At 49.9% G+C, this 16,347-nt stretch carries 15 protein-coding genes, 2 tRNA genes and 1 other annotated feature; of the genes, 1 reads left to right on the forward strand and 16 read right to left on the reverse strand.

Features of this window, described 5'->3' with window-relative positions; translation table 11 throughout:
• Positions 1-127: 127 nt before the first annotated feature.
• The 11 genes from DW642_RS07325 to mutY all read right to left on the reverse strand — a co-directional run bounded on the left by DW642_RS07325 (position 128) and on the right by mutY (position 10,321).
• A complete protein-coding gene (locus tag DW642_RS07325; protein ID WP_055227134.1) occupies positions 128-703 on the reverse strand; it encodes a chromate transporter in 576 nt (191 codons plus the stop codon).
• Complete coding sequence (locus DW642_RS07330; protein ID WP_055227135.1) at positions 700-1,266, reverse strand: chromate transporter; 567 nt, start codon at positions 1,264-1,266, stop codon at positions 700-702. Before DW642_RS07330 ends, DW642_RS07325 begins: the two co-directional genes overlap by 4 nt.
• An 84-nt stretch (positions 1,267-1,350) precedes the next feature.
• Positions 1,351-1,423, reverse strand: a tRNA-Thr gene (locus DW642_RS07335).
• Positions 1,424-1,593: 170 nt separating this feature from the next.
• The gene (gene sigH, locus DW642_RS07340) at positions 1,594-2,199 is read right to left on the reverse strand and encodes an RNA polymerase sporulation sigma factor SigH (protein WP_226906387.1); all 606 of its coding nucleotides are present in this window, start codon (positions 2,197-2,199) and stop codon (positions 1,594-1,596) included.
• 39 nt (positions 2,200-2,238) lie between these two features.
• The gene (gene rlmB / locus DW642_RS07345; protein WP_055221331.1) at positions 2,239-2,961 is read right to left on the reverse strand and encodes a 23S rRNA (guanosine(2251)-2'-O)-methyltransferase RlmB; all 723 of its coding nucleotides are present in this window, start codon (positions 2,959-2,961) and stop codon (positions 2,239-2,241) included.
• A 243-nt stretch (positions 2,962-3,204) separates the two neighbouring features.
• Positions 3,205-3,564: a Mini-ribonuclease 3 gene (locus tag DW642_RS07350; RefSeq protein ID WP_055221333.1), complete on the reverse strand. Its 360-nt coding sequence runs from the start codon at positions 3,562-3,564 to the stop codon at positions 3,205-3,207.
• A 107-nt stretch (positions 3,565-3,671) separates the two neighbouring features.
• Entirely contained in the window at positions 3,672-4,355 is a 684-nt protein-coding gene (epsC, locus tag DW642_RS07355) for a serine O-acetyltransferase EpsC (protein WP_055227154.1), read from the reverse strand.
• 102 nt (positions 4,356-4,457) lie between these two features.
• Positions 4,458-4,692, reverse strand: a binding site (T-box leader).
• A 42-nt stretch (positions 4,693-4,734) separates the two neighbouring features.
• A complete protein-coding gene (locus DW642_RS07365; RefSeq protein ID WP_055267546.1) occupies positions 4,735-7,362 on the reverse strand; it encodes a cation-translocating P-type ATPase in 2,628 nt (875 codons plus the stop codon).
• A 262-nt stretch (positions 7,363-7,624) separates the two neighbouring features.
• Positions 7,625-8,173: a 2-C-methyl-D-erythritol 2,4-cyclodiphosphate synthase gene (ispF, locus tag DW642_RS07370; RefSeq protein WP_022463066.1), complete on the reverse strand. Its 549-nt coding sequence runs from the start codon at positions 8,171-8,173 to the stop codon at positions 7,625-7,627.
• Positions 8,174-8,199: 26 nt separating this feature from the next.
• Positions 8,200-9,216 (reverse strand): glycosyltransferase family 2 protein, encoded by a 1,017-nt coding sequence (locus DW642_RS07375; RefSeq protein WP_055227139.1) that lies wholly within the window; start codon positions 9,214-9,216, stop codon positions 8,200-8,202.
• A 37-nt stretch (positions 9,217-9,253) separates the two neighbouring features.
• Entirely contained in the window at positions 9,254-10,321 is a 1,068-nt protein-coding gene (gene mutY / locus DW642_RS07380; RefSeq protein WP_055227140.1) for an A/G-specific adenine glycosylase, read from the reverse strand.
• Positions 10,322-10,471: 150 nt separating this feature from the next.
• Between mutY and DW642_RS07385 the strand changes: the two genes are divergently transcribed.
• The gene (locus DW642_RS07385; protein ID WP_242991146.1) at positions 10,472-11,104 is read left to right on the forward strand and encodes an HAD family hydrolase; all 633 of its coding nucleotides are present in this window, start codon (positions 10,472-10,474) and stop codon (positions 11,102-11,104) included.
• 86 nt (positions 11,105-11,190) lie between these two features.
• Here the strand turns inward: DW642_RS07385 and DW642_RS07390 are convergent, their stop codons facing one another.
• From DW642_RS07390 to DW642_RS07410, 5 genes are all read right to left on the reverse strand, one after another.
• On the reverse strand, positions 11,191-13,593 hold the full coding sequence (locus tag DW642_RS07390; protein WP_117509749.1) for a L,D-transpeptidase family protein: 2,403 nt from the start codon (positions 13,591-13,593) through the stop codon (positions 11,191-11,193).
• Positions 13,594-13,774: 181 nt separating this feature from the next.
• Positions 13,775-14,221: a threonine/serine exporter family protein gene (locus DW642_RS07395; RefSeq protein ID WP_022463061.1), complete on the reverse strand. Its 447-nt coding sequence runs from the start codon at positions 14,219-14,221 to the stop codon at positions 13,775-13,777.
• A gap of 41 nt (positions 14,222-14,262) precedes the next feature.
• On the reverse strand, positions 14,263-15,024 hold the full coding sequence (locus DW642_RS07400) for a threonine/serine exporter family protein (protein ID WP_055221312.1): 762 nt from the start codon (positions 15,022-15,024) through the stop codon (positions 14,263-14,265).
• Positions 15,025-15,414: 390 nt separating this feature from the next.
• Positions 15,415-16,014, reverse strand: a complete 600-nt coding sequence (locus tag DW642_RS07405; protein WP_117509750.1) for a DUF4230 domain-containing protein — start codon at positions 16,012-16,014, stop codon at positions 15,415-15,417.
• A gap of 203 nt (positions 16,015-16,217) precedes the next feature.
• A tRNA-Trp gene (locus DW642_RS07410) sits at positions 16,218-16,288 on the reverse strand.
• Positions 16,289-16,347: the final 59 nt, after the last annotated feature.

Consider the following 16,347-nt stretch of genomic DNA (forward strand, 5'->3'; position numbering starts at 1 on the left):
GTATCACGCACATCTGGTGTCTTCTCCAGTCCTCCTTCTTGACCTTGATTTCATCCGCCCGGATCACATCGCGCCTTGTCTTTTCGGACGTCAGCAGCTCGATAAGATCCTGTTCCTGTGGACTTTGTCAAATCAATTTCTCAAGTAATGACAGGATCACCTTCAGCACACCGGCCAGTACCATCACAAAGATGGGATTCTTTTTGCCTTTCCGTAATAGAACAAGGCAGATGATAAAAATCGCGACAAGACTCCAGTTCGTCTGGGCCAGCCGGATGACCGTTCCGCCTTCGCTGCCCCAGAACGCCGTGACCAGGATCGAGATTCCTGCCGAACCAATCATGGCCACAACCGCCGGGCGGAGGGAATGAAGGATGCCCTGGAGCATTGCCATTTCGCGATATTTCAGATAGAGCTTTGCCAGCAGCGTAACGAGAATGCACGACGGCAGAATGCATCCGAAGGTTGCTGCGAGTGCACCTGGAATGCCGGCGATTTTACTTCCGACAAAAGTGGCCGAATTGACTGCGATCGGGCCTGGTGTCATCTGGGAAAGAGTGATGAGATCGGTAAACTCCGACATCGAAAGCCAGCCATACCCCTGCACTACCTGTCCCTGGATCAGCGGCATTGCGGCATAGCCTCCGCCGAAGCTGAACAGGCCGATCTGGAAAAAGCTTAAAAACAGCTGAAAATAAATCATTTCCCATTCCTCCGTTTCGCCAGAATCGTCCGCACCGCACCGATGGCACCGCAGACCAGTACAATGTAAATCACGTTGACCTTGAAAAAGCAGGCTGCAGCAAATGCACAGACAAGAATCACCAAGGAAAATGGATCCTTTTCTTTTACAACACCAGTCCCCATCTCATACGTCACAGATGCAATCACTGCTCCGACACCTGCCTGCATCCCTTCCAGCATCTGACTCACAAAAAAATTATCCCGAAACGCCTGGTAGCAGACCGAAATCACAGAGATAACCAGAAACGGCGGAATAATCGTTCCAATAATGGAAACCAGCACACCGATCAGCCCCGCCAGCTTATACCCGACGACAATCGCTCCGTTTACCGCAATCGGCCCCGGCGACGACTGTGCAATCGCTACCAGGTCCAGCATCTCATTTTCCTCAATCCAGTGGTACTCATCCACGAACTTTTTCTTCATCAGCGTCACAATCACATACCCGCCTCCGAACGTAAACGCGCTCAGATACAGCGTGGAAAGGAACAGCTTCTGCAGTACCTTACGTTTTGACTCCATTCTTTTCACCTCGTTTTTTCCGATCTGTCTCCCGTTGTTTTTATATAACGAAAAGATCCCGGTTTCCCGGGATCTTTCTTAGTAAGCTGATGACGGGAATCGAACCCGTGACCTCCGCCTTACCAAGGCGACGCTCTACCGACTGAGCCACATCAGCACTCGCAAGTTGTTTTGTTTTTTTGTTAGCTCCTTGCTACATTTGGTATTCTATCAAAACTATAGTGAATTGTCAACAGTTTTTTCTACAAATTTGAAAATTTTTATTTGTTCACAGATTTTCCTGCGCTTTTGACAATTCGCCGTAATTTTTTCGGTCGTTTTTCCATCTCACGAACAGACCTCCCGCACTTTACTGCGGATTCTCTGCAGTGCATTGTCGATTGCCTTCGGCTGCTTTCCAAGTTTTTCTGCAATCTGCGTATAATCGTACCCTTTCAGATACAATTCCAGCACCTGGTACTCAAATTTGCTGAGCCGTTCTTTGATCCGCTCATGCATGCCGATTACGTTTTCCCGGCTGATCATGATCTCCTCCGGTGTCTCCTCGTCCACCAGGCGCAGCTCCTGCTCGGAAACCGGTTCACTTAACGAGACGAAGCTGTTCAGCGGCTGATGCTTCTGGCGCTGGGACGATGCCACTGCCGAATACATCTGACGGTCGATGCACAGGCCGGCGAAGGTGGCAAACGATGCCTCCTTCCCCGGTTTGTAGTCACGCACTGCCTTAAAAAGTCCGAGCATGCCCTCCTGGATCAGATCCTCGTGATCTCCGCCCACCAGGTACAGCGCCCTCGCCCTGGTCCGCACCAGCGATTTGTATTTGTCGATCAGATAATCGGTAATCTCGCGTTCTCCTGCCCGCAGACGCGCAATCAGCTCCTCATCCGTACAGGTATCGTAATCTTTCACCATCATATCTCTTGTATCCTTCATCTTTCTTCCGCCGGAGCGTAATGTGATTTTCCGCAATTTCTAGCAGCTTCTCTGTCTTACAATCTCATAAGCGAGCACGCCGGCTGCCACGGAAGCGTTCAGAGAGTCGATATCGCCTTTCATCGGAATTGTGGCTGTGAAGTCGCAGTTTTCTCTCACCAGACGGCTGACACCCTCTCCCTCATTTCCGATTACAAGGCCGATCGGTCCTTTGAGGTCGAGATCATACATTCTCTGTCCGTTCATGTCCGCGCAGACAAACCAGATGCCCTTTTCCTTCAGCATTTCCATGGTCTGCACCAGATTCGTCACCTTTGCCACCGGTGTGTAATTTAATGCACCTGCCGACGTTTTGGCAACGGTTGCTGTCAGGCCGACTGCGCGGTGCTTCGGCACGATGACACCATGTGCACCTGCCAGGTTTGCGGTACGGATGATCGCACCGAGGTTATGCGGATCCTCAATGCCGTCCAGCAGAAGGATAAATGGCGGCTCCCCTTTCTCCTCTGCGCGCGCGAGGATGTCCTCAACGGTTGCATAACTGTAGGAAGCCACCTGTGCAATGACACCCTGATGCTTTCCGGTGGTGGACAGCTCGTCAAGACGTTCTTTTTCTACATAATTGATGATGGTATCGTGTTTTTTCGCCTCACGGATGATCGTGCGGATCGGGCCGTCCTGGCTGCTTGCAAGGACGAACAGCTTGTCCACGGTCTTGCCGGAGCGGAACGCCTCGATGACAGCGTTTCTTCCCTCTACCATGCCGCCTGTAAACTCCTCATCCGCCTGCTGTACTTCCTGTTTTCTGTCTCTGTCACGGTAATCTCGTTTCCCCTTAAAGTCACGTTTTTTTCCGTCTCTTCTCTCAAAGTTTCTCTTGTCGTTTCTGTTGTTTTCTCTCATATCATTCCTGTTCCGCGGTCCCAAAAGCAGTGGGAACTTTTGCTTTTTCAAAAGCCCCACTGCCCTGCCGCTTCTTTCTTATTTTCTGAATCTTATCTGCTCTCACACTTCGCCAAGTCCTGCCCGGATCAGGTCGATCATCCGCTTGTAATCCCCTTTCAGGTACAGATACCCCATCACGGCCTCAAACCCGGTTGCCCGGCGGTAGTCGATCGTGGACGCATTTTTTGCCTTGGTATAGGATTTCGCATTTCTGCCTCTTTTATAAATCTGTTTTTCCTCTTCGGTAAACAGCGGCTCCAGAATTTCAATCATCGCCGACTGTTTCTCCGCCTTTACAAGCCCTGCCGCATGGCGGTGCAGCTTGTTGACCTGCATATTTGCTTTCCGCACCAGAATCGTGCGGATGACGATCTCATACGCAGCATCCCCGATGTAGGCCAGCGTAAGCGGCGAATACATGCGGATGTCATGCTGTTCCAGTCCGAATACCTCCGAAAGATAATCCTTCTCCCCGAAAACCGCCTCTGGAAAAAGCTCCTCGTTTTCTGTCTCTTTGCCCACTTCCGTCACTTCTGTTCTGTCCTTTCTTTTTTCCTCATCTGACGCAGCTCGCCCTCCAGCTCGAGCACACGGTTCGTAAGCTCCGTATTCTCCTGCTGCAGTACTTTGATATCCTCGAAAATCGGGTCCGGCAGATGAATGTGATCCATGCTTTTTCTCGGAATCCGCACATCATTCTGCTTCACAATGTGCCCCGGCACGCCGACGACGGTACAGTTCGGCGGAACCTCCTCGATCACAACCGATCCGGCTCCGATTTTGGAGTTTTCCCCGATCGTAAACGATCCGATGATCTTCGCACCGGCGCTGACCATAACATTGTCCTTCAGCGTCGGATGACGTTTCCCGGTCTCCTTACCATTACCGCCAAGCGTCACGCCCTGATACAGCGTCACGTTGTCTCCGATAATGGCTGTTTCTCCGATAATCACACCAGAACCATGATCAATAAACAATCCCTTTCCGATCGTCGCACCCGGATGGATTTCGATACCGGTTTTTCTCGCTGCCCGCTGTGAAATCCACCTGGCCAGAAAGTAATGGCCTTTCAGATATAGCTTGTGCGCCCGTCTGTACTTCAGCATAACACGAAATGAAGGATACAGCAAGACTTCCATGGGAGAATGTATCGCCGGATCCCGCTCCTGAATCACCTGAAATTCCTCTTTAAAATACGCGAAAAAACTCATCTTTCCTCTCCTTGCCTCCTGCCAGGACTTTTTCAGATTTTTATTTCTTACCACCTTTTTTGCCCGAAGGGCAATATTCAAAAACGGAGCTGTTTCATCTCCGATAAAGACGAAATAGCTCCGTGGTTCCACTTTACTTTAAGGGCATGCATGCCCTCTTCTTTTCTTCTGCATAACGTGCAGGACCCGTGCCGGACTACCCACTTTTTCCGCTTCACCCGGCCAGCTTCCGGACGCACTTCAAAAACCCTCGTTTCAGGCAGCTTCCAGCCCCATTTGTCTGCCATTCTCTGTGAAACAATTCTGATTTTCTACTTTTTCCGTTCCAAGCCTTTTTCTGTTTCCGTTTGTTCTAGTTTATGCAAATTTTTCTCGTTTGTCAAGCAAATTTCCGCCGGATCCACTTGCTGATTTCGACCGCCGGAATGACAAGCAGTCCAAGGCCGATCGCCACATCATATTCCAACGCGCTGATCCGCTCAAAACCGAACGCACTCGACAGTACCGGGATGTAAATGACGGCGGATGTGAGGACAAATGAGAGTGCCATCGCGCCCCACAGATACTTGTTCTGATGCTTCATATGGAAAATAGAACCTTTCCGTGATCTCATATTGAAGGAATGGAAAATTTCCACCATAGAGAGTGTCAGAAACGCCATCGACATGCCGTCCGGGCTGTTGACGATTTCCCAGCGGCCGGCTTCCAGATAGTGGCCGATGAAGTAGGACGCCAGCGTCAGCACCGTAATCACGATGCCCTGAAACGCAACATCAAAGCCGAGGCCGTCCGCAAAAATACCGTCATCCGCATTTCTCGGCGGGCGTTTCATGATGTCTGCCTCACCGTCCTCCATACCGAGCGCCAGCGCCGGGAAGCAGTCCGTAATCAGGTTGATCCAGAGCAGATGCACCGGATTTAAAATCGTAAAGCCCATCAGCGTCGCGCAGAAAATCGACAGCACCTCGGCAAGGTTCGATGCCAGAAGGAACTGAATTGCCTTGCGGATATTATCGTAGATTCGTCTTCCTTCCTCAACCGCCGCGATGATCGTCGCAAAGTTGTCGTCCGCGAGCACCATATCTGCCACGTTTTTCGTCACATCCGTTCCCGTGATGCCCATTCCGATGCCGATATCCGCACGCTTGATCGACGGCGCATCGTTGACTCCGTCTCCTGTCATCGCGGTGATTCTGCCTTTCCGCTTCCACGCATCGACAATCCGCACTTTATGCTCCGGCTGGACGCGTGCGTAAACAGCATATTCCTCGATTCTCCGGTCAAGCTCCTCATCGCTTAACTGGTCAATCTCGGCTCCCGTTACCGCTTTCCAGCCCGCCTCCAGAATACCCAGCTCTTTTGCAATAGCAACCGCTGTGTCTTTGTGGTCACCCGTAATCATCACCGGACGGATGCCTGCCCCGCGGCATTCCCGGATCGCATCGACTACTTCCGGCCGCACCGGATCAATCATACCGCAAAGTCCTAAAAAGCAGAGATCCTGCTCCAGAAAGTCCGGCTCCTGGGAGGACGGCATCTGGTTCCACGCTCTTCCTGCTGCCGCCAGCACGCGGAGTGCCTGGTCTGCCATCGCCTTGTTCTGCGACAGGATTTCCTGCCGGAATGCTTCTGTCATCGGCTGTTTTCTGCCATCACGCCAAACGGAGGTACACCGCTTCAGAATCTCATCCGGTGCGCCTTTTGTGCAGGAAAAATACGTTCCGTCGTTTGCGCGGTGGATCGTTGTCATGCGTTTCCGCATCGAATCAAATGGCGCTTCCCCGACACGCGGATACTGGACGGACAGGCTCTTCTTCGGGCATCCCTCTTTCTGCGCATCGTTGACCAACGCACATTCCGTCGGTTCTCCGACTGCCTCGCCATTTTCATCCGGCTCCGCATCGGAGCAGAGTGCCATAACGGATACGAGACGTTTTATATCGCTTCCCTCATGTTTTACCACGGTCATCTTATTCTGGGTCAGCGTTCCTGTCTTATCCGAGCAGATCACCTGCGTACAGCCGAGCGTCTCGACAGCCGTCAGTTTCCGGATCACCGCATTCCGCTTTGACATTTTGGTCACACCGATGGAAAGTACGATTGTGACAACTGCTGCAAGTCCTTCCGGAATTGCCGCTACGGCAAGGCTGACGGCTACCATAAAGGTATTTAAGATGTTCTGCGGCGTCACGCCCTCTTTTAAAATACCGACAATGAAAATCACGGCACAGATGGCGAGCACCATCACGCTTAAGATTTTGCTGAGCTGGTTCAGCCGCTTCTGCAGCGGTGTGCTCTCATCCGCCGACTGCGTCAGAACATGGGCGATTTTTCCCATCTCGGTTTTCATACCCGTTCCGGTGATAACAGCGCGGCCGCGGCCATAGACAACGGTGCTTCCCATATAGACCATGTTTTTCCGGTCCCCGAGCGGAACCTCGCTGGCTGCGCCGGCGTTCAGAACATCCGCTGTTTTATTGACCGGGACAGATTCTCCGGTCAGCGCTGCTTCCTCGATTTTCATGCTGGCGCTCTCTAAAATACGGCCATCCGCCGGAACAGCATCGCCCGCTTCGAGAATTACAATATCACCGGGTACGAGCTCCTCGCTCTTTTTCACTTCCATTTTCCCGCCGCGCATCACCTTCGACGTGGCTGCCGCGATCTCCTGCAGAGCTTCAATCGCTTTCTCTGCCTTGCTCTCCTGCAGAACACCGAGCACCGCATTAATGATGACAACGGTGAGAATAATGACCACATCAGCGTACGATTCGCCTTCATACGCCGATGTGATGCCGGAAATCAGCGCTGCGGCGAGCAGGATCAGGATCATCGGGTCTTTCAGCTCTTCGAAAAACCGCTGCAGATTGCTCTTCTTTTTTCCCGCCGCCAGCCGGTTAGGTCCGTGTTCGGAAAGCCGCCGCGCAGCTTCCGCCTCGGAAAGTCCCTGCTCCGTTGTCTGTAACTCATCAAGAATCTTCGAACTTTTTTCCAGATACTCTTTCATTTCCATCCGTCCTTTCTTCTGAAAACGCTTTTTGCGTTCCTGTGATAAGTTCCCACTGGTACACCGGTCTCTTTCTATATAGAAAAAGACCTATCCGCACCATATTTGTTGATACAGATAAGTCTTGTCATTTCATACAAAGCCAGAAGAAATGCTTTTTCTTCGGTTGTTGGCCTTATAGCGTCACGTATGCCGCCGACTACTCCCTTATTCTTCTTCCAGTCTACCACATCTTCCGGCCTTGTGCAATCGCATTTCTCTTTTATTCTTCTGCGTTCTTTGCGCATCCTGGGCAGCCGCTGCATCCGCCTGCGATCCGGTCGTCCGGCATCAGGTCGAGTGCCTTGGAAATGCAGCAGATCGCCTGTGCGGAAATTCCCTCTTTCTTTCCGGTAAAGCCAAGTCCTTCCTCGGTCGTTGCCTTGATATTGACCTGATCCTCTTCGAGATGAAGCGCCTCCGCCACATTTTTCACCATCGTGTCGATGTATGGCAGGAGCTTCGGCTTTTGTGCAATAACGGTTGCATCGATATTTTCAATCAGATACATCCGCTCCTCGAGCATCTCACCCACTTTTTTCAGCAGTTCGATGCTGTCTGCGCCCTCATACGCCGGATCATTGTCCGGAAAATGGCGTCCGATGTCCCGCAGTGCTGCAGCGCCGAGAAGCGCATCCATAATGGCATGGACCAGCACATCTGCATCGGAATGTCCCAGAAGGCCATATTCATACGGGATTTCCACACCGCCCAGAATCAGTTTCCGGTTTTCCACCAGTTTATGCACATCGTAACCCATTCCTACTCGCATTGTTCGTTCCTCCGCTTCGTTACTTTCTAGTTAAATCCATACAGCTTCTGCGCTACCTTGTAGGCATAGACTGCAATTTTCTGTCCCGGTTTTGATTTGCTGCTCATAACAGTTCCGAAAATGCCGTGGCGGATGCGGAAGTAATCGGCTGCATCCTCCTGCTTCAGGTATCTCCACAGATCGTTCTTTTTCTCGAGATTTTCTTCCGTTCCAGAGCGCATCATCATCACGGAAGAAACCGTCATAATAATGGTCAGATAGCTGATCATATATTTCCGCAGGTACTTCGACAGCCCTTTCTGTTCACCAAGGTAATCGATCATCAGCTTGTTGACACGGATCTGCTGGTCAATTCTGCCGATCATGACTTTCTCGTTAACCGACTGGTCGGCTCTTCCAATAAAGTAGCGGTAGAAATTGACATCGAGATAATACATCGTTTTGACGTACGGAAGCGGAATAAACGCAACCAGATTATCCACATAGAAGGTGTGCTCCGGCAGCTTCATGCCGCACTCTCTTAAAAGAGAAGTCCGGTAAATCAGCGAATGCATCAGCAGATAATGTGTTTTGCCGAGAGCTTTCGCCTCATCCCATCCGAAAAAGCGGCCTTCCGGCAGCGATTTCGCATAGCGCATCACACGTTTTCTCTTGGCGCCCTCTTTTTCATACACATAGTTACTGATCAGAAGGTCGAGTGTTTTCGGTCCGCGTACGACTTCTGCCAGAACATTTAAAATCTTCTGGTATGCCTCTGGGTTTACCCAGTCATCACTGTCCACAACCTTAAAGTACAGACCCGTCGCATTTTCCACACCCGTGTTGACTGCTCCGCCGTGGCCCTTGTTTTCCTGATGAATCGCTTTTACAATCGTCGGATATTTTTCCTGATAGCGGTCTGCAATCTCTGTGGTTCCGTCCTTGGAACCATCGTCCACGATCAGAATTTCTACTTCTTCTCCGCCGACCAGCAGCGAATCGATACATTTCTCCATATATGCTTCTGAATTATAGCATGGTACTGCAATTGATAAAATCTTCATCTTTTTTCTCCCTGCTCTTTTTTGCTCTTCTGCCGTTTCAGGCACGTTCCAGATCTGTGTATTTTGCGTATTCCGCAAACGCAGACGGAATGGCATATCTTTCAGCCGCAGTTTTCGCATCCGCAAAAATCAATCCGGCTTTTTCTTCCCCTTCCTGCTCCACATCGTTTCCTGCAATTTTAATGGCGTATCCTGTGATATGCCACTCGACATGGGAAAAAATGTGCTTGTACGGCGGCAATGCCTGAATATGAAGCGGCGTCACGCCGAATTTTTCTGCCTCTTCAAGTGCTTCCTGTTCGGAGAGCACGCCATCGAAGTTCGGGAACTCGTAAAGTCCCGCCAGAAGTCCTTTTTTCGGCCGTTTCCGCACTGCTGTGTGCGCACCGTCCAGAAATAACAGAACGGTTCTGTCTTCGATTCTGCGCGGCTTTGCGCTCTTTTTAAACGGATATTCCGTCCAGGTCTGATGCTGTCCCGCCAGACACTGGTCAAAAAGCGGACAGACTTCACATTTTGGTGCTCCGTTCGGCAGACAGACCATTGCGCCGAGATCCATCATCGCCTGATTGAAGGCTCCCGGATCTTCTGCCGGCATGATTTCGGTCAATTCCGCTTCCACGCGGTTTTTCACGGACTGCTTTAAAATGTCCTCACCGTCCTCCCGGAGGCGTGCCATCACACGAAGCACATTTCCGTCCACCGCCGGCACCGGAATGCAAAACGCGATCGATGCAACGGCTCCCGCTGTGTAATTTCCAATTCCCGGAAGTCCTTTTAAGGCTTCGTAATCTGCCGGAAATACACCGTCATACACTTCCATAATTTTCTGTGCGGCCTTCTGCATATTCCGCACACGGTTATAGTAACCAAGGCCTTCCCAGAGCTTCAAAAGCTTTTCCTCGGGACAGACCGCAAGTGCTGCGACATTGGGCAGTTCACGCATAAACCGCTCATAAAACGGCTTGACCGCCTCCACCCTCGTCTGCTGGAGCATAATCTCGGAAACCCAGATTTCATACGGGTTCTTTTTTTCTCTCCACGGCAGCACTCTTTTATTTTCGCCATACCATTTCAATAATGGCTTTGTGATTGTGTCCTGCATAGTAATCTCCTGTTAATATATCATTCTTATTTTGCCACATTTTCCTCCAAAATGCAAAATAAACATTGCGCTCTCACGTGTTTTTGATTAAAATTAATAAATACTTTAAAAGAATAACCAAAACCCTTAAGATATGGAGGAAAAACTCTTTTGATCGACAGTATTATTTTTGATGTGGACGGCACCCTGTGGGACTCCACAGACGTTGTTGCCGACGCATGGAATCAGATTATGGAAAAAGAAACTGATATGACACCAAACCTCACCGGAGCCGTGTTAAAAGGCCTGTTCGGCCGCCTGCTCCCGGATATCGCCGCCGTCATTTTCCACGAATATCCAAAGGAGCGCCAGTTAGAACTGATCGAGGCATGCTGTGCCAAAGAGCATGAGGCACTTCTTGCGACACCGGCTCCTGTTTATCCGGGACTTGTCGATGCACTTTCTATTCTTTCCAGACATTACCCGCTTTATATCGTAAGCAACTGCCAGGCGGGCTATATCGAAGTTTTTCTGGAAGCCACAGGCCTCGGTCACTATTTCAAAGGCCATCTCTGTCCTGGCGATACCGGAAAGGCAAAGGCAGACAACATCCGTACAATCATCGAACAGAACCATCTGCAGCACGCGGTCTATGTCGGCGATACCGACGGCGACTACAAGGCGACACACGAGGCCGGAATCCCGTTTGTCCATGCCGCATACGGTTTTGGTCAGACCGAAAACCCGGACTACACCATCACTTCCCCGATGGATCTTGTCACACTGTTCGTACCGGAAAATTAATTTTTAACAGTTTCTTTCTCATAAAAAATACGCATTCCTGTTTTGATAACGGAATGCGTATTTTTTATGTTCTATTTCTTCTTTTCTCAGCTCTCGCCCTTACCTGGGTAATCATCGTCACCCGTATGGTCTCCCTGATCCGGTGCGCTCGGTTCCGGTGTGGACGGGGTCTCGGTCGGTGCTACGGTCGGCTCCGGCGTAGACGGGATCTCGGTCGGTGCTGCGGTCGGTTCCGGCGTAGACGGGGTCGATGGAGTTGATGGGGTTGATGGGGTTGATGGAGTTGACGGCGTGTAATCATCGTACGTGTAGGATGGCGTTCTCGTCGGCGTTACTGTCGTGGTATTCGTCGTATCATCGACATTTTCGTCATCTGCTTCCGGTGCCTGTGTCACAGTAAGCGTGTCTTCACTTACCTCATAAGCTTCGGAATAGTAAATGATAACCGGTGTTCCGTCATCGACATTGTCATATAATGCCTGTGCCACTGCAGTCGGAAGTGCAACAGATCCTGTCGTCGATCCTGCAGTCAGATACAGGTTTCCGCCGAAACTGCTTCTCCAGGAAGCATCGTAGAAACCAATCTCTCCGTTGAACGGAATCCAGGAATCCACATCTCTTTCCCAGGAATAGCTGCCGTCTGCCTGAAGCTCTCCGTGCAGTTTTTTCTGGCTTTCTTTTGCTGCGGTTGTGTAGATACCCGGCTTCGTGTAGCTGCTCTGCTCCATCAGACCGGTTACACAGTCACCGTCGACAACCAGATTTCCATCTTTGTAGAGCCAGATATGCTGACGGCTGGCATCAACCTCAACATACGTCTTGCCGAATCCGTTGTTCTCTGTGGAAGCAGCAAACTCTCTCTGCGCATACTGCGGCTCTCTTGCATCTGCTGCGTGAGCATCTACTTCTTCTGCGATCTTTGCAATCTCCTGCTCCTGATCCACTTTCCATCCGTAGCCTTCCTGGCTGATGGTCACGCCGCCTTCGATACCGGTTGCCGGGAAGGTGTGATCCTTGCCATCGGTATCAATCGCTGCCGCAAGATTTGCCACATATTCTTTTACTCTTTCATTCCACTGGTTTTCATCTTTGGAATAATTTCCATCCGCATCGACCGCCAGCCAGTCTTTCATGGTATTTCCGTCAAGAACCTGTGTTGTTCCATCCGGCATACTGTATGTGATACTTGCGCGTACCAGTTCATTTAACTGATCCTTCTGTGCATTCAGTGTTTCGTCATCTGCTGTTACCAAGGTTCCGTCGTAAACGCCTGCTTTTTCAAGATCCACTTCGGTATCCGCATTGATCAGCGCGTTTTCGATGCACTGTTTTGCAAGGGTAAGATCCATTCCCTCACCCATAACAGCATCCACAATCTCAAACTCATTGTTCTGGAAGGTGATGTAGGCGCTGGCCGGTGCATTCTCACCGTCTGCGGACTGGAATTCGTCAAATCCATCAATCACCGCATCCAGTTTTTCCTGACTGTACTGCATGGTGACCTGGGAATCTTTCTCTTTTCCGCCATTTCCCAGGAACCAGAGGAAACTGTTCTGTTTCTTTAACACGCTCTCCACGCTGCCGTCTCCGGCGTAGGTGTAGTCGATGTCTTTTCCGCTGACACTCTTCGTATCATTGTCTTTGAATTTTACATTTAAGGTATAGTTTGCAGCCTGCTCTTTGATTTTCGTTTCTGCCTCTTTGGCCGTCATATCCGAGCAGTCTACTCCGTTGATGGTTGTTCCGTTGAAAAAATAATTCTGGTAATGGAACATTTTGCTTCCATAGAAAAAGCCTCCCACAGCAATAACAGCAACGGCTGCAACGGCGATAACCGCACCGCCTTTTCCCTTTTTCTTCTGCGGTTTTGCGCCATGCGGAATGTACTCTTCGTCGTCATCCTCATAATCGTCGTAGTCATCATCCTCATCGTCTATTTCCGGCATTGGGATATGGCCTACCGTGTCGCTGACGAGGCGCTCCATTGCGGCTTCCACCTGATCACCAAGCACTTCTTTCTCCGAACCCTTGGTCTCTGTCTTCTCTTCTCCCAGCAGATCATCCTCATCTGCGAATGGATCGTTGATGATCAGATCATCATCCACCATCACTTCTTCCGGTTCCGATTCTGTTTTTGTCTCCGCCGGCGTCTCTTCGATTTCTTCTTCCTCTTCTGTAAATTCCGGAATCTCGATGTCCTGCGTCACAGGCTCCACTTTGGTCTGCTTCATTTTCTGCTTCGCTTCTTCGTCTTTTGCACGCTCAGTTGCCTCAAGGACACTTCGCAGATTACTTAAATTTGCAGTCTCATCCGGGATGTGATCTTCGCTTTTTGTTTCTTTGCTTTCAAATTCAATGGAGTCTTCGATGTCTGCCAGTTCTTCCTGGAATGTTTCACCGCTCTCCTTTTCCGCCAGGTCACGGTCAATCTCTTTTTGCAGGGCAGCCCAAAGTTTACCGTCCTTTAAATCATCATCTTCAAACTTCATATTTTTTGCTCCTCATAGTTCTGTGTCTGCACTTTACTTACTTCTCTTCTTTTTTCCTTAAAAATGCCCCTATAGATTTCTTCTTTCGTCCAAGGGCATATACACTGTTAAGTATATCATAAAATCCGACAAAAAAAAGCCAAAAATTTGGTTTTGGCAAATTTCTCACTTTTTTCGTAAATCACCTATGGAATTCGTAAAAAAATACCTTCTGCAGCGCTTCTCCGAGGAAAATTCCAAGGGCAATTGCGCCTGCCGCGGTCGCTGTCTCTAAAAGATACGTTCCAACCATGTTTTCCGGCCCCATAACGATCGAGTAGACGATGCGGTACATACCGGCTCCCGGCACCATCGGAAGAATGCCCGGGATCACGAAAAGGATCACCGGCGCTTTGAAATGACGCGCCATTGCCTGGGAAACCAGGGCGACGGCAACGGCGGCAAGAAAGTTCTTCATCAGAATGCCGTCGTTGAATACTTCCACGATCAGATAGACCGCCCAGCCGATCATACCGACACCGGCCGTGTAGCATTCCAGCTTTTTTGGTGCGTTCAACAGTCTTGAAAATCCCCAGATTGCAACCCAGGCTCCAAGGGATTTCAGGATGATTTCACCTGCTATTCTCATATTTTTGCTTTAACCTCATCTTTTTTCTGTATCGGTTTTCTCTACCGCACCAGTGGACGGAGCAGCAGCATGCCAAGTCCCACGCCGATTGCGATGGCCGCAGCGGTTACAAACGCCTCAAGCATCCGTGCCGCACCGGAAATGTAGTCGCCGTGCAGGGTATCATACACCGCATTCGTGATCGCCACACCCGGTACGAGGGGCATGATCGATGCAATGATAATGACGTTCAGATCCATGGTCCCCGGCAGGTAATGAACACAGAGAATAGATGTGACCGCCAGCAAAAATGACCCGATACAGTTCACAAGAAACGACTGCATCCCGGCTTTTTTTCCTCCGTAAACACCGATTCCTGATATAAAACCTGCAAGTGCAGATGCCAGCACTTCGTAGAACCCGGCTCCGAACATGATTGCAAAGCCTGCGGTCGTCGCCATCATCGCGAGCAGATTTTTTTTAATTTCCGACTTGGCACGATAGATATCCCGCACCCGGTGGAACAGCGCATCCAGGTCGATATTTCCTTCGCAGAAATCGCGGGAAAGCTGATTGACCGCATGGATCCGGTTCAGATCCGTTGCACGGCTCTCTACGCTGCGCATAACAGTCATGGAATCCATCGCCGGGTCGTCGAGCGTTACCACAAAGCCGGTCGTCAGCGCCAGTACATCCGCAGTTTTCAGGCCGGACATGCGCAGCATCCGCAGCATGGTATCCTCCACCCGCCACGTCTCCGCCCCGCTTTCCAGCAGGATTTCTCCCGCCATGACCGCAGTGTCCAGCAACAGTTTATAGTCCATAGTTTTTGTCCTCTCAAATATAACTCATATTTCACACATGCCAAACGATTGTACCATGAAGCAGTGTTCACTTTCAAGTTAATTCTATGCAAATTCGGCGATATCCGGGCGTTGGGATGTTCCGATGTTCACCCGCGCCATTCACAAATCTTTTCAAAGTTTCTTCAAACTCCATTCACACTTTCCTCACATATGACAACTATACTAAACGTATCAAAACAAAGGGACAACAAGTCATCTTCCTCTATCTTTCAACCGTTGTCCCAACCTAATATTCTTTCCAATTTATATAGATTTTTCTTTTTCATAATGCCGGTGTTTCTGTCAGAAGAAATACCGGCCCTCCTTTTTTTATCCCCAAAAAAGAAGTGCCGACATCCCGCCTATGTACTATTTTTCAAATTTTACAACCAATGTCTTGTCCCCGACCGTCTCGGACAGCATTCCGGTAATCAATGTTTTCGCCTGTTCCTGTGCCATCGTTTCCAGGTCATCCATTTCTTTCGTCTGCTGCTCTACATCCTCCTTCGCACTCGCGATTGCATCCATCGCATCTTCCTTCCGCTCCCAGTTCAGAAGCGCTGCCTTCTCATCGTAATACTGGATGGAATCATTGTCGATGGAAATATCAAAAATCTCCACTGCCGGAAGTGTAACTGTTACTTCCGAATCCGTCACCTCCGTATTCGCCTTCGCGAGATTCACGCCCGCACGTACCTCTGCACGGTATGTCATATTAAACGCCTTCTGCGTCAGAAACGGAATCGACCCGTCCGAGTAATGAATCAGCCCGTTATAAATCATCTTCGCCGACGTCAGCTCCCCCGCCGCCTCCAGCTTACTGTCAATAAACGTCCCCGTAATCTCCGGCTCCCGGTCCCGCCGCAGCGACTGCGTCAGATAAACAACCATTCCAGCAAGGATTACTACGATCAGAAGATAAATGACAGCTTTTACCGTGCCGCGGCTTCCATTCTTTTCTCTGCTCACGTTACACCCACTCCCTTCTCATGTTTCATTTTTCATTATTTTTGAATATGTTCTGTGGCTCTATTGTACCTTATTTACACCATAAAAAACAGTCCTGCTTTACAAAAATATCTTAAAATTCTGTAAATCCTGTTCTGTTAGACTTTTCTTTTAAACAATACGAAAAAAGAGTGAAGATTTTGTATCTTCACTCTTTCCTAATACAGGGGATGAGAGAATCGAACTCCCACCAAAGGTTTTGGAGACCCCTATCATACCATTTGACCAATCCCCTACGCTAGATATACCTTCAAAACCGCATACACTTAACACCTATACATCATACCATACTTT

Source organism: Blautia sp. AM23-13AC, from assembly GCF_003435675.1.
Lineage (GTDB): Bacteria > Bacillota > Clostridia > Lachnospirales > Lachnospiraceae > Fusicatenibacter > Fusicatenibacter saccharivorans.

What these genes read in the sequence shown, in the direction of transcription:
- DW642_RS07325 (WP_055227134.1), bottom strand. Translation starts at nt 703, where the DNA reads ATGATTTATTTTCAGCTGTTTTTAAGCTTTTTCCAGATCGGCCTGTTC.
- DW642_RS07330 (WP_055227135.1), bottom strand. Translation starts at nt 1,266, where the DNA reads ATGGAGTCAAAACGTAAGGTACTGCAGAAGCTGTTCCTTTCCACGCTG.
- sigH (WP_226906387.1), bottom strand. Translation starts at nt 2,199, where the DNA reads ATGAAGGATACAAGAGATATGATGGTGAAAGATTACGATACCTGTACG.
- rlmB (WP_055221331.1), bottom strand. Translation starts at nt 2,961, where the DNA reads ATGGTAGAGGGAAGAAACGCTGTCATCGAGGCGTTCCGCTCCGGCAAG.
- DW642_RS07350 (WP_055221333.1), bottom strand. Translation starts at nt 3,564, where the DNA reads ATGTATTCGCCGCTTACGCTGGCCTACATCGGGGATGCTGCGTATGAG.
- epsC (WP_055227154.1), bottom strand. Translation starts at nt 4,355, where the DNA reads ATGAGTTTTTTCGCGTATTTTAAAGAGGAATTTCAGGTGATTCAGGAG.
- DW642_RS07365 (WP_055267546.1), bottom strand. Translation starts at nt 7,362, where the DNA reads ATGAAAGAGTATCTGGAAAAAAGTTCGAAGATTCTTGATGAGTTACAG.
- ispF (WP_022463066.1), bottom strand. Translation starts at nt 8,173, where the DNA reads ATGCGAGTAGGAATGGGTTACGATGTGCATAAACTGGTGGAAAACCGG.
- DW642_RS07375 (WP_055227139.1), bottom strand. Translation starts at nt 9,216, where the DNA reads ATGAAGATTTTATCAATTGCAGTACCATGCTATAATTCAGAAGCATAT.
- mutY (WP_055227140.1), bottom strand. Translation starts at nt 10,321, where the DNA reads ATGCAGGACACAATCACAAAGCCATTATTGAAATGGTATGGCGAAAAT.
- DW642_RS07390 (WP_117509749.1), bottom strand. Translation starts at nt 13,593, where the DNA reads ATGAAGTTTGAAGATGATGATTTAAAGGACGGTAAACTTTGGGCTGCC.
- DW642_RS07395 (WP_022463061.1), bottom strand. Translation starts at nt 14,221, where the DNA reads ATGAGAATAGCAGGTGAAATCATCCTGAAATCCCTTGGAGCCTGGGTT.
- DW642_RS07400 (WP_055221312.1), bottom strand. Translation starts at nt 15,024, where the DNA reads ATGGACTATAAACTGTTGCTGGACACTGCGGTCATGGCGGGAGAAATC.